At 49.9% G+C, this 13,241-nt stretch carries 12 protein-coding genes and 1 pseudogene; 7 read left to right on the forward strand and 6 right to left on the reverse strand.

From position 1 onward, the window contains the following. Positions 1 to 56: 56 nt before the first annotated feature. The 3 genes from BSPA111_RS19090 to BSPA111_RS19100 all read left to right on the forward strand — a co-directional run bounded on the left by BSPA111_RS19090 (position 57) and on the right by BSPA111_RS19100 (position 4,845). The gene (locus BSPA111_RS19090) at positions 57 to 812 is read left to right on the forward strand and encodes a 1-acylglycerol-3-phosphate O-acyltransferase (RefSeq protein WP_183272727.1); all 756 of its coding nucleotides are present in this window, start codon (positions 57 to 59) and stop codon (positions 810 to 812) included. 64 nt (positions 813 to 876) lie between these two features. Continuing rightward, positions 877 to 2,289, forward strand: coding sequence for a cell division protein FtsP (gene ftsP, locus BSPA111_RS19095; protein ID WP_183272728.1), 1,413 nt, complete (start codon positions 877 to 879; stop codon positions 2,287 to 2,289). Between the two features lie 327 nt (positions 2,290 to 2,616). Beyond that, positions 2,617 to 4,845: a YgiQ family radical SAM protein gene (locus BSPA111_RS19100; protein WP_183272729.1), complete on the forward strand. Its 2,229-nt coding sequence runs from the start codon at positions 2,617 to 2,619 to the stop codon at positions 4,843 to 4,845. A 203-nt stretch (positions 4,846 to 5,048) separates the two neighbouring features. On the opposite strand, the gene dkgA is transcribed toward BSPA111_RS19100, so the two are convergent. After that, positions 5,049 to 5,876 carry a 2,5-didehydrogluconate reductase DkgA gene (gene dkgA, locus BSPA111_RS19105; protein WP_183272730.1) on the reverse strand — a complete coding sequence of 276 codons (828 nt, stop codon included), beginning with the start codon at positions 5,874 to 5,876 and terminating at the stop codon, positions 5,049 to 5,051. 129 nt (positions 5,877 to 6,005) lie between these two features. Next, the gene (gene yqhD, locus BSPA111_RS19110; protein ID WP_183272731.1) at positions 6,006 to 7,169 is read right to left on the reverse strand and encodes an alcohol dehydrogenase; all 1,164 of its coding nucleotides are present in this window, start codon (positions 7,167 to 7,169) and stop codon (positions 6,006 to 6,008) included. 193 nt (positions 7,170 to 7,362) lie between these two features. Here yqhD and BSPA111_RS19115 point away from each other — a divergent pair, with 193 nt between their 5' ends. Continuing rightward, positions 7,363 to 8,250: an AraC family transcriptional regulator gene (locus BSPA111_RS19115; RefSeq protein WP_183272732.1), complete on the forward strand. Its 888-nt coding sequence runs from the start codon at positions 7,363 to 7,365 to the stop codon at positions 8,248 to 8,250. A 79-nt stretch (positions 8,251 to 8,329) separates the two neighbouring features. Here BSPA111_RS19115 and BSPA111_RS19120 read toward each other — a convergent pair whose 3' ends face one another. Both BSPA111_RS19120 and metC read right to left on the reverse strand, forming a co-directional pair. Continuing rightward, entirely contained in the window at positions 8,330 to 8,989 is a 660-nt protein-coding gene (locus BSPA111_RS19120; protein ID WP_183272733.1) for a DedA family protein, read from the reverse strand. A gap of 197 nt (positions 8,990 to 9,186) precedes the next feature. Then, positions 9,187 to 10,374: pseudogene (gene metC / locus BSPA111_RS19125) on the reverse strand (cystathionine beta-lyase). 188 nt (positions 10,375 to 10,562) lie between these two features. Here metC and exbB point away from each other — a divergent pair. Together exbB and exbD are read left to right on the forward strand one after the other, a co-directional pair. Then, positions 10,563 to 11,297 (forward strand): tol-pal system-associated acyl-CoA thioesterase, encoded by a 735-nt coding sequence (exbB, locus tag BSPA111_RS19130; RefSeq protein ID WP_183272734.1) that lies wholly within the window; start codon positions 10,563 to 10,565, stop codon positions 11,295 to 11,297. Between the two features lie 4 nt (positions 11,298 to 11,301). After that, positions 11,302 to 11,727: a TonB system transport protein ExbD gene (exbD, locus tag BSPA111_RS19135; RefSeq protein ID WP_183272735.1), complete on the forward strand. Its 426-nt coding sequence runs from the start codon at positions 11,302 to 11,304 to the stop codon at positions 11,725 to 11,727. Positions 11,728 to 11,788: 61 nt separating this feature from the next. On the opposite strand, the gene BSPA111_RS19140 is transcribed toward exbD, so the two are convergent. Further along, a complete protein-coding gene (locus tag BSPA111_RS19140) occupies positions 11,789 to 12,175 on the reverse strand; it encodes a cytoplasmic protein (RefSeq protein ID WP_183272736.1) in 387 nt (128 codons plus the stop codon). Between the two features lie 5 nt (positions 12,176 to 12,180). Next, a complete protein-coding gene (locus BSPA111_RS19145) occupies positions 12,181 to 12,579 on the reverse strand; it encodes a hypothetical protein (RefSeq protein ID WP_183272737.1) in 399 nt (132 codons plus the stop codon). A 102-nt stretch (positions 12,580 to 12,681) separates the two neighbouring features. On the opposite strand from BSPA111_RS19145, the gene BSPA111_RS19150 reads away from it, so the two are divergent. Next, positions 12,682 to 13,185: an ESA_00282 family adhesion-associated protein gene (locus BSPA111_RS19150; protein ID WP_183272738.1), complete on the forward strand. Its 504-nt coding sequence runs from the start codon at positions 12,682 to 12,684 to the stop codon at positions 13,183 to 13,185. Positions 13,186 to 13,241 lie beyond the last annotated feature (56 nt).

Below are 13,241 nucleotides of genomic sequence, written 5' to 3' on the forward strand. Positions count from 1 at the left end.
TGGGTATCGATATATATCCGTCATACTTGTCAGCGGTTTTGGTTTTTGAGGTTGTTATGCTATCCATCGTACGTTTTATAATCGTTGTAATTTATTGCCTGTTGGTGTGCATTTTTGGCTGCATTTATTGCTTGTTCAGCCCACGTAACCCACGCCATGTTGCGACGTTTGGTCATCTCTTTGGGCGTCTTGCGCCTGTCTTTGGTTTGAAAGTTGAAACCCGTTTACCGGCGGGCGCCGAAAATCATCCAACGGCGATTTATATCTGTAACCACCAGAATAACTACGACATGGTGACTGCCGCGAATATTGTGCAGCCGCCAACGGTGACCGTCGGGAAAAAAAGCCTGCTGTGGATCCCGTTCTTTGGCCAAATTTATTGGTTAACCGGGAATATGCTTATCGATCGTGATAACCGTTCCAAAGCGCTTAGCACCATTTCCCAGGTTGTGACGCAAATTAAGAAACGTAATGTGTCGGTCTGGATGTTCCCGGAAGGGACTCGTAGCCGTGGCCGTGGCCTGCTGCCATTTAAAACGGGTGCATTCCATGCCGCAATTGCTGCGGGCGTCCCAATTATTCCGGTGTGCGTTTCGAATACCAGTAATAAAATTAAACTCAACCGTTTGAATAACGGTTTAGTCATTGTAGAAATGTTGCCGCCGATTGATATCAGCCATTACGGCAAAGACCAGGTGCGCAAACTTGCCACCGATTGCCGTGAAATTATGATGGCAAAAATCGACGAACTAAATAAAGAAGTCGCGGAGCGCGAAGCCTCCGGTCGAGTTGAAAGCAAGCAAGCGAATTAATCGCTTTTATTTTGGCGGTACGTTTTGTGCAGCCTTATGTTAGTCAGTTTCACATGGAGTTAATATGTCACTCAGTCGGCGTCAGTTTATACAGGCATCCGGAGTCGCACTTTGTGCAGGCTCGGTGCCACTGAGGGCAAATGCCGCAGGAATGCAGCAACCTTTACCCGTTCCTCCGTTACTGGAATCTCGCCGTGGCCAACCTTTGTTCCTGACGTTACAACGGGCGCATTGGTCATTTACTGGCGGCGCTAAGGCACCAGTCTGGGGCTTCAACGGGCGTTATCTTGGGCCGACCATTCGCGTATGGAGCGGCGATGATGTGAAGATGATTTACAGTAATCGTCTGCAAGAAAACATCGCTATGACGATTGCCGGGTTGCAAGTACCAGGCCCGCTCATGGGCGGCGCGGCGCGCATGATGTCTCCTAATGTTGACTGGGCGCCCGTTCTGCCGATACGCCAGCAGGCCGCCACGTTGTGGTATCACGCCAATACACCAAACCGTACCGCGAAACAGGTCTACAACGGCCTGGCGGGTATGTGGCTTATCGAAGATGAAGTCAGTAAATCGTTGCCGATCCCAAACCATTATGGTGTCGATGACTTCCCGGTCATCATTCAGGATAAGCGCCTGGATAACTTCGGTGCGCCAGAATATGAAGAACCGGGTAGCGGTGGCTTTGTCGGTGACACGCTGCTGGTGAATGGTGTGCAGGGGCCGTATGTCGAGGTTTCACGCGGCTGGGTGCGTTTGCGTTTGCTTAACGCCTCTAACTCGCGCCGCTATTTGCTGCAAATGAGCGATGGCCGGGCGATGCATGTGATTTCCAGCGACCAGGGTTTCCTTCCGGCACCTGTTTCTGTGAAGCAATTATCCCTGGCACCAGGTGAGCGTCGCGAGATCCTGGTGGATATGACCGACGGCAAAGAAGTGTCGATAACCTGCGGCGAGGCTGCGGGTATCATGGACAGGATCCGTGGCTTCTTTGAACCTTCGAGCATTCTTGTCTCTACGCTGGTACTCACACTGCGGGCCACCGGGCTGCTGCCTTTGGTGACGGATACCTTGCCAATGCGCTTGCTGCCGGAGGAGATTGTCAACGGCAACCCGTCGCGCAGCCGTGATATCGCACTTGGCGATGACCCCGGTATTAACGGCCAACTCTGGGATATGAAGCGTATTGATATTCAGACTCAGCAAGGCACCTGGGAGCGTTGGACAGTGCGAGCGGATATGCCGCAATCTTTCCATATCGAAGGTGTGAGCTTCCTGATTAAAAACGTTAATGGCGCGGCACCGTTTGGTGAGGACCGTGGCTGGAAAGATACCGTTTGGGTTGATGGGCAAGTCGAGCTACTCGTGTACTTTGGCCAGCCTTCCTGGGAACATTTCCCGTTCCTCTATTCCAGCCAAACGCTGGAAATGGCGGACCGTGGCTCTATTGGGCAACTGCTGGTTCAACCCGCGCCATAAACCACCCTCACCCTAACCCTCTCCCTGAGGGAGAGGGGATCGTCAGGTGTTTCCCCGTATCCCTGAGGGAGAGGGGATTGTCAGGTGTTTCCCCGTATCTCTGAGGGAAAGGGGATCATCTGGTGTTTCCCCCTCTCCCTTTGGGAAAGGGCCGGGGTGAGGGCCTGGGTTTTAACATTGCAATAACACTTCATTTTTGACCCAATACCAGCGTATAATCGCCGGCTTTGGTTATTTTTAAATCATTTTTTATACCCATGTGACTTCGGGAAGCCGCCTGGCTGCATCCTGAAGGGCGATGGGTATATTCATTTTTTCGGAAGCATTATGAGCTCTATTAGCCTGATCCAGCCCGATCGCGAACTCTTTTCGTGGCCACAATACTGGGCAGCCTGTTTTGGCCCGGCACCGTTTTTACCCATGTCACGCAAGGAAATGGACGAATTAGGCTGGGACAGCTGTGACATCATTCTGGTTACGGGAGATGCTTACGTTGACCATCCAAGTTTTGGTATGGCGATTTGTGGCCGTATGCTGGAAGCTCAAGGTTTCCGCGTGGGGATCATCGCCCAGCCAGACTGGAACAGCAAAGAAGACTTCATGCGCCTGGGTAAACCGAACCTGTTCTTCGGTGTGACCGCAGGCAATATGGATTCAATGATCAACCGTTATACCGCTGACCGTAAACTACGTCATGACGATGCCTACACGCCTGATAACGTAGCGGGTAAACGCCCGGATCGTGCCTCGCTTGCCTATACCCAACGTTGTAAAGAAGCCTGGCGTGATGTGCCGGTGATCCTTGGCGGTATTGAAGCGAGCTTGCGTCGTACTGCGCACTACGATTACTGGTCTGATACCGTTCGTCGCTCCATTCTGGTCGATGCTAAAGCTGACATGCTGATTTTCGGCAACGGCGAACGTCCGCTGGTGGAAGTGGCTCATCGCCTGGCGATGGGTGAGAAAATCGACGAAATTTGCGATGTGCGTAACACCGCGATGATGCGTAAAGAAGCGATGCCAGGCTGGTCTGGTGTGGATTCTACGCGTCTGGATATGCCTGGCCGTATCGACCCTATTCCACACCCATACGGTGAAGATTTGCCGTGTGCAGAAACCGGCAAGCCAAGTAAGCCTGTGGATGAAGCGAAAGCCATCGTGGTGAAGCCTGCGCCAATGAAGCCGTGGGAAAAAACCTACGTGTTGCTGCCGTCGTATGAAAAAGTTAAAAACGACAAAGTGCTCTACGCGCACGCATCACGTATTTTGCACCACGAAACCAACCCAGGTTGTGCGCGTGCATTAATGCAAAAACATGGCGATCGTTACATCTGGATCAACCCGCCAGCCATCCCGCTTTCCACCGAAGAGATGGACAGTGTGTTTGCTCTGCCTTACAAGCGTGTTCCGCACCCTGCGTATGGCAAGGCGCGTATTCCTGCTTATGAGATGATCCGTTTCTCGGTGAATATCATGCGCGGCTGCTTCGGTGGTTGCTCGTTCTGTTCTATCACCGAACACGAAGGGCGTATTATTCAGAGTCGTTCAGAAGACTCGATCATCAGCGAAATTGAAGCGATGCGCGACACCGTTCCAGGCTTTACCGGCGTGGTTTCGGATCTGGGTGGCCCAACAGCCAACATGTATATGCTGCGCTGCAAATCGCCACGTGCAGAACAAACTTGTCGCCGTCTGTCTTGTGTTTACCCGGACATTTGCCCGCACATGGATACTAACCATGAGCCGACGATCAACTTGTATCGCCGCGCCCGTGAGATCAAAGGCGTTAAGAAGATCCTCATCGCTTCCGGTGTTCGTTACGACATCGCAGTAGAAGATCCACGTTATATCAAAGAACTGGCGACGCACCACGTGGGTGGTTATCTGAAGATTGCCCCGGAACATACCGAAGAAGGGCCACTTTCTAAGATGATGAAGCCGGGGATGGGCAGCTATCAGCGCTTTAAAGAGCTGTTTGATACCTACTCTAAACAGGCTGGTAAAGAGCAGTATCTGATTCCTTATTTCATCTCCGCACACCCAGGTACGCGTGATGAAGACATGGTGAATTTGGCGCTGTGGCTGAAGAAAAATCGCTTCCGTTTGGATCAGGTGCAGAACTTCTATCCATCACCGCTGGCGAACTCCACCACCATGTATTACACGGGCAAAAACCCACTCGGTAAGATTAGCTATAAGAGTGAAGATGTTGTGGTCCCGAAAGGTGACCGTCAGCGTCGCCTGCACAAAGCGCTGCTGCGTTATCACGATCCGGCTAACTGGCCGATGATTCGTGAAGCGCTGGAAGAGATGGGTAAAAAGCACCTGATCGGCGGTCGTCGTGAATGTCTGGTGCCTTCACCAACGCTTGAAGAGATGCGTGAAGCGCGTCGCTACAATCGTGGGGCTCGTCCTGCTTTGACGAAACACACACCGATTGCACATCAGCGTAAACCAGCTCCTGCGGGCGCGAAAAGCGTGGCAAAACCGGCAGTGGTGGCGAATGCCGCGCAGAAAAAGGCTGGCAAGCCCGCGACAAAAAAACGCCCGGTTTGATCAGTGTTGTAAGGTTGTGATGCCCTCACCCTAACCCTCTCCCACAGGAGAGGGGACGGATCGAACGAGATTTTCTCCTATCCCACTGGAGAGGGGACGGATCGAGCGGGCTTTTCCTCTATCCCACAGGAGATGGGACGGATCGAACGAGATTTTCTCCCTCTCCCTGAGGGAGAGGGTCGGGGTGAGGGCTACTTTAGCCATTACGCACCAAAAACATCCGGGTCTGGTCCCAGACGCTTATTGCTATCCAACTTCGCAATCTCGCTTAACTCGTCTTTATCAAGACGGAAATCAAACACGTTAAAGTTCTCAGCAATGCGCGAAGGCGTCACCGATTTCGGGATAACCACCAGGCCGCTGTCCAGGTGCCAGCGAATCACAATTTGCGCCGGTGTTTTGCCGTATTTATCGGCCAGATCGCGGATGATTTTCTTATCGAACACCCCTTCGCCACCCTGAGCCAACGGGCTCCACGACTCGGTTTGGATCTTGTGTGTGGCATTCCAGGAATGAAGCTGGCGTTGTTGCAGTAACGGATGGAGTTCTATCTGGTTGATAACCGGTGAGACACCCGTTTCATCAATCAAACGCTGAAGATGGTTGAGCTGGAAATTACACACACCGATGCTTTTGACCAGGCCCTGTTTTTGCAGTTCAATGATCCCTTTCCATGCTTCGACATAATGATCTTTGCTCGGCACGGGCCAGTGCATCAGATACAGATCAACATAATCCAGTTGGAGTTTTTCGAGGCTGTCTTCAAGCGCCTGGCGTGGACGTTGCTGATCGTCGTTCCACAGTTTAGTGGTGATAAACAGTTCTTCACGCGGGATGCCCGCGCTTTTTAGCGCACTGCCTACGCCGTCTTCATTCTTATACGCGGCGGCGGTATCAATGGATCGATAGCCAACCTCCAGCGCTTTATCGATTGCAATCTGAACCTGTTCGTTGCTGGCTTGCCAGACACCGAGGCCCAATTGCGGCATCACATTCCCATCCTGGAGCTTGATTACAGTTGGAGTTGTCATGTATTCCTCCTTAATGATTAAACCCGAAAATTTCAAATTGCAGGGGCGTTGGCTTCCCTGCAACTTGAATAATTTAGGGTTTAAGTCTGGACCAAATACTCAAAAACGAGAACCAAATGACTAAATTACTTAACGTGCAGCTTCGTAAATACGACGGCTAACATCCAAAGTAATGTCTTTGTGTTCACCCAATTGCGTCATGCCTTTCTCTTCGAGTTTCACCAGTAATGCCGGGATAGAACTGCCATCCAGACCATAGGCGGAGAGGCGAGTTGGTGCACCCATTTGCTCGAAGAAATTACGGGTTGCTGCGATTGCGGCATCAATACGCTCTTCTTCGCCACCGGTGGTGATATTCCACACGCGTTCTGCATATTGCAGCAGTTTGCCGCGTTTCTCGTTACGCTTTTCATTCAGCAAAGATGGCAGAACTACCGCCAGAGTTTGCGCGTGATCCAGACCGTGCATTGCGGTCAGTTCATGGCCTAACATATGCGTTGCCCAATCTTGCGGTACGCCTGCACCGATCAGGCCGTTTAACGCCATGGTCGCCGCCCACATGACGTTGGCACGCACATCGTAGTTTTCTGGTTCTTTCAACGCTGTTGGGCCGTCTTCAACCAGTGTTAACAGAATGCCTTCGGCAAAACGATCCTGGACTTTGGCGTTCACCGGATAAGTAATGTATTGCTCAACGGTATGTACAAACGCGTCCACAACACCATTTGCGACCTGACGTGGTGGCAGGGTGTAGGTGTAAACCGGATCAAGAACAGCGAAGACCGGTTGCACGTGCTCAGACATAAACGCCTGTTTGTCACCGGTTGCGCGGCGAGAAACAACAGCACCTTTGTTGGATTCAGAACCGGTTGCTGGCAGAGTCAGAACAGAGCCCATTGGGATGGCGCTTTTCACGTCATTACCGTGAGTCAGCAGGATATTCCATGGGTCGAGATCGGCTGGGTAGTTGGCTGCTGCTGCGATGAACTTAGTCCCATCCAGCACTGAGCCACCCCCTACCGCTAACAGGAAAGTCACTTTCTGTTGGCGAACCACTTCGACCGCTTTCATCAGCGTTTCGTAAGTTGGGTTCGGTTCGATACCACCAAACTCCAGAACATCCAGACCTTCGAGCGCAGCATAAACCTGATCCAGCACGCCATTTTTCTTCACGCTACCGCCGCCGTAGGTAATCAGCACGCGAGCATCTGCTGGGATTTGAGCACGCAGTTCGGAAATGGCACCTTTGCCAAACAGGATGCGAGTCGGGGTATGTAGGTTGAAATTGTTCATTACAGGATTCCCGTTTTGTGGGTGATGAATAACATTGCTTATCGAATTTGATGGTAGCCATTGTCGGCCCAGGGTGGCTATCGCTCAATGCTTATTCCTGCCTTTATCTTGCCTATTTCTCCAGAGAGCTGGAGAAATGAAAAGATTCATTGCACACTGACATCGTCAGAAAAGCTATATAGAGTGCGGGAAAATGAAGCGGAAAGCGATTTGTCAGCAGTTAACTAACAAGATTAATTATCTGATACAAAAAGAAAATAGTGGCCTCAGTTCACTGCCTAATGTCAGTTTGCTGTATGGCACCAAACCCTATGCGCGTACGCCAGTGATGTATGAGCCGGGGATCATTATTCTCTTTTCCGGGCATAAAACGGGTTATCTGAACGATCGCGTGTTTCGCTACGATGCCAATGAATACCTGTTGCTGACCGTGCCGCTACCTTTTGAATGTGAAACCTTTGCCACACCTGAAGTGCCGCTGGCTGGACTGCGCATTAATATTGATATTTTGCAGCTTCAGGACTTGCTGATGGATATTGGCGAAGATGATGTATCGCACCCGCAAACCTGCTCAACCGGGATTAACTCCGCCGAGCTATCTGAAGAGATCCTCTGTGCTGCCGAGCGTTTACTGGACGTGCTGGAAAACCCGCTCGACGCGCGTATTTTGGGCAAGCAAATTATCCGCGAGATCCTCTATCACATTCTGATGGGGTCGTGCGGTGCCGCGCTCTTAGCACTGGTCAGCCGGCAGACACACTTCAGCCTGATAAGCCGCGTGCTCAGGCGCATCGAAACACAGTACACAGAAAACCTTTCTGTAGACCAACTTGCTGCGGAAGCGAACATGAGTGTTTCGGCGTTTCACCATAACTTTAAGTCGGTGACCAGCACCTCGCCGCTGCAATATCTCAAGAGCTACCGTTTACACAAAGCGCGCATGCTGATTTTGCACGATGGGATTAAAGCCAGTACTGCGGCGATTCGTGTCGGATATGAAAGTGCGTCGCAGTTTAGCCGCGAGTTTAAGCGTTACTTTGGCGTTACGCCGGGGGAAGATGCCGCGCGGATGCGGGTGTAGGCAGCTTTATTTGTCATTTTTCCCCTGGGCAGTGTCAGAAATGCCTACCCAGGGTTGGTCTTTAAGAGGCGGTCTTTACTTATGCAGGATTTAATCTTTTCTTGATGAGGACAAACAACGTTCCGATTAAGCCTGCCACCAGAAGCACCATCGGCAACACCATCAGACAAGTCATGACCTGATCTTCGTGGCGTTTTACAAACGGGATCATGCTCAAGGCATAGCCCAGACTGGACACGCTACCCACCCATAACAGCCCGCTTAGCCAGTTAAACACCTGGAAGCGACGATTGCTGAGACCTGAAATACCCGCCATGGTTGGCAGCAGAGTGCGAACAAATGCTAAAAAACGCCCAGCCAGCAATGCAAATAACCCGTGTCGGTCAAACATATGCGTCGCACGTTGGTGATATTGCGGCGGCAACTGTTGCAGCCAGCTTTTAACTGTTTTGGTATTACCTAGCCAGCGACCTTGCGCATAACTTAACCAGCAGCCAAGACTTGCCGCTGTCGTGAGAATGAGTAATGTCGGGACAAAATTCATGACCCCTTTTGCCACAAGCGCTCCCGCGAGTAACAAAAGACTGTCGCCCGGCAAAAATGAGGCGGGCAGTAATCCATTTTCGAGAAACAGCGTCGCAAACATGACGCAATAAACCACTCCAACAACATGAGGGTCCGCGAGTGCAGCAAAGTCATGTTGCCAAAGCGCCTGAACGATATGATGTATAACAGCCATGGCAAATCCTGTGGAACCGCTTTATTCGGCGCGTCTAAATCTATAGTAGTTAGATTAGGTACACCTTAATTTCTCGGCGTACCTTTTTTTGAAAGCATAGTGTAACGCTAAATGGCCTGCGACACCTTGATCACAGGCTCAACTAATCATCATGAATTTAGAAAAACTGTCCTTTCAGGTATCCACTTCTGGAAAATTCAGGCAATACGCTGGAAACCTGCATCGAGATCGGCAATCAAATCGTCAACATTCTCCAGGCCGATATGAAGGCGAACTAACGTACCGGAGAAATCAACTCCCCCTGCCGGGCGAATCTCTGCCACTTCTTCCGGCTGGTTGGCGAGGATCAGTGATTCAAACCCTCCCTATGAATAGGCCATACTAAAATAGTTAAAATTGTCCAGGTAGTGCTGATACTGATCATGACTTAAGCGTTTTTTGAGCACGAATGAGAATAAACCGCTGCTGCCTGTAAAGTCTCGTTTCCAGAACTCATGGCCTTTACTGCCGGGCAATGCAGGGTGATTGACGCGTTCAACTTGCGGGTGTTGCGCCAGCCATTCGGCAACTTTCAGACTGCTTTCATGATGTTGGCGCAGACGTACCCCTAAAGTGCGTAAACCTCGGCTGGTCATATAAGCGGTATCCGCATCCAGCATTTGCCCCATCAGATAAGAATTCTCACGTAATTGATCCCAGCAACGGGCATTCGATACCGCCGTCCCGACCATCGCGTCAGAATGGCCAATCAAATACTTGGTGCCTGCCTGAATTGAAATATCAATTCCGAAATCCAGCGCTTTAAACAAAACTCCCGCAGCCCAGGTGTTATCAATCATGATGATGGCTTCTGGAGCAACGCTGCGTACCGCCTGAACAATGGCGGGTACGTCATGTACTTCCATTGTGAGTGAGCCAGGGGATTCCAGAAATACGACTTTAGTATTGGGTTTAACGAGTTCAGCGATGCCCGCGCCAATCATCGGGTCAAACCAGGTGGTGCTGACGCCGAGTTTTGCGAGGATCTTGGTACAGAAATCCTGGCTCGGCTCATAGGCGGTGCCGGTCATCAGCACATTATCGCCCTGTTCTACAAATGCCAGAATCGCATTGGCCACGGCTGCGGCGCCACAAGGATAAAGTGCGCAACCCGCGCCACCTTCCAGTTCGCACATCGCTTCTTGTAACGAGAAATGGGTGAGGGTGCCACGACGGCCATAAAACAGCTCGCCTTTCGCGCGGTTGGCGGTGGCGTGTTTTTTAGCTTCGACAGTTTCAAAAACCAATGATGAAGCGCGTTGAATGACGCTGTTAACAGAACCCTGAGTGAATTTCTTATCGCGCCCGGCATTCACCAGCGCCGTTTCAATGTGTTTTTTAGTCATCTTCACTTTGCCCTATTTACCCATCTGGATGTCCAAAACTAACTTATCATGCTTTTGCTGCGTAAGCGCAAGGAATCCATGGACAATTTCAGGCACTCTTTAAATACTAATGAGAACTACTATCAATTCGATGTCGTTTTGATATTATTGCGCACAGTTTTTGTATTATTTCGTGGTGGAGAGTAAGAGTGACGAATAATTTGATGCAGACAGACCTCTCTGTCTGGGGCATGTATCAGCATGCTGACATCGTGGTAAAAATTGTGATGATCGGCCTGATTCTGGCCTCTGTCGTCACTTGGGCAATCTTCTTTAGCAAAAGTGTTGAGTTGATGTCGCAAAAACGCCGTCTGAAGCGTGAGCAGCAGCAACTGGCTAATGCCCGCTCTCTGGATGAAGCCAGTGATATGGCTGAAGCGTTTGATGCGAAAAGCCTGAGCACGATGCTGATCAATGAAGCGCAGAATGAGCTTGAGCTTTCCACTGGCAGCGAAGATAACGAAGGCATAAAAGAGCGTACCGGTTTCCGCCTTGAGCGTCGCGTTGCGGCGGTGGGTCGACACATGGGACGCGGTAACGGTTTTCTCGCGACCATCGGTGCAATTTCGCCGTTCGTCGGTCTGTTTGGTACAGTCTGGGGCATCATGAACAGCTTTATTGGTATTGCACAATCGCAAACCACTAACCTTGCTGTTGTTGCACCGGGTATTGCAGAAGCATTGTTGGCAACGGCTATCGGCCTGGTTGCAGCCATTCCTGCGGTGGTTATCTACAACGTGTTTGCCCGTGTGATTGGCGGCTATAAAGCTTCTCTGGGTGACGTTGCGGCACAAGTTTTACTGCTGCAAAGCCGTGACCTGGATTTAGAAGCCAGTTCTCACGCTCGCCCGGTACGTACGGCTCAGAAACTGCGTGTAGGTTGATCTCATGGCTTTGCGTCTTAACGAAAATCTCGACGATAACGGTGAAATGCATGAAATCAACGTGACACCGTTTATCGATGTCATGTTGGTACTGCTGATTATCTTTATGGTGGCCGCGCCGCTGGCAACAGTCGATGTGAAGGTTAACCTTCCTGCCTCTTCAAGCCAGCCACAACCGCGTCCTGAAAAGCCGGTCTATCTTTCTGTCAAAGCCGATCGCACCATGTTTATCGGCAACGATGAAGTGACCAAAGAAAGTATGATCAATGCGTTGATGGCGGCGACTGAAGGCAAGAAAGACACGACGATTTTCTTCCGCGCAGACAAATCGGTTGATTACGAAACGATGATGAATGTGATGGATACGCTGCATCAGGCAGGGTATCTGAAGATTGGTCTGGTTGGGCAAGAAGTCACGAAACCTCAGTAACCTCGTCAAATATCACTATTTTTAAGCGGCCTGTTAGTTGTACTAACCAGGCCGCTTTTCATTACAAATTCGGTGTTTTATAGCTGTTTTCCAGCAGGGCACGAGTCCGCGACAGCGTTTGGGCTTCCTCATTTCTCAGTTGCTGATAAACCGCCTCAAGCCGGGCAAGAATCACGTTTTTCATCCGCGGTTGATGAGCCAGAATTTCACTGAGTACAGAGCCGTAAATTTCTTCTTTCATGCGATAAGGAAACATTTGATGGCGGTTGTGCCACTTTTGCTCAACCAGCGCTGAAGTAATGTTAATTTTCCCTTCCGTGAAACGAGCAATATTTTCATTTTTTATGGCCACCAGAGCAGCGATATTATCACGCAATAACGTGTTCTCAGGTGATGCATCATTCGAGGTAGCGGTATCGTGCTGAATGGGGTGCTGTACATCTGACATTGAGCTTACTCGTCGAGGGAATAAAATAGCGGCCAGCTTTTTTCCCGGGTTAACTGATTGACCCAGATTTGCTGTGAATGCTGACTTATCTGCAATTTTTTATCTTCTATTAGCATTTGCAAATCGGCAGGGCTGATTTTTTCTTGTTCTATTAGTTCATTTAATACAGTCACCATTGCTTCAATTTTTACCGCACAAAATAAATGGTCTTTTAAATGGCGATCGTTTTCTTCAAGCAGGGTATTTTTTGCCTGCCCAGCGTAATGATTGGCGCTGAGAATCGTTTTCTCTAGATCTAAAAGATTATCCCGAGGAATTGGATTTAGGGCGCTATCTTCTGCTGATTGAGTAATTTCAACCTGTAGAACAGGGAGGATTACTGGCACCAGGTTGTTGGGCAGCATTAACGATATCCTTTTAAATCAACAGAATGAAGTTCATAGAAACTACGTGTGACGTTGACAATATATTGCCTCAAAATTACTATAAAAAAAACAGGAGCCTCCATGCAAAGCGTCTTTTATTCTATTGTATTAATACTGTTGTTGTTGTGCGGCGTATTAGTGTTAATGCGTGAGAAACCCCGCGCCAGAGTGAATCCAATCCCGCCCGTTTCCCCTAAATTAAATTTCTCTGACAATGACGAACGTGAAGATTACTTTGCGACGCTTATTTCGAAAATTACCCCGGACTATTATTGGCGAGTGAGCCATGAATATGTTGATTTCGCCTATGCCACGATAAAGCAGATGCGAATCGATGAGCTAAGTGCGAATCGTGAACTGTTTAATGCCCAGCGGCGTTGCAGTGACTTAAACTCTGCCATTTATCGTTACTACGATAACCTGCGCAAACGCTGCGCTGAAGGTGAAAAAGTACCCTTTGCTGATATTGAAGTCCTGAATTTACGCCAGTGCTTCGATGAGTTCAGTCATCATGCTTACCCAGAGCTGGTGGCTTTGGTGTGGCCGCATTATCAACGTCCCGAAGTCGATCTGGCCAACGTGTAAGCATTTTCACAAGCAGCTTGAATCTCTATCAAGCTGTTTTTAAGGTTAAAAAGTCA

The sequence above is a fragment of the Buttiauxella sp. A111 genome (assembly GCF_014189855.1).
GTDB lineage: Bacteria > Pseudomonadota > Gammaproteobacteria > Enterobacterales > Enterobacteriaceae > Buttiauxella > Buttiauxella selenatireducens.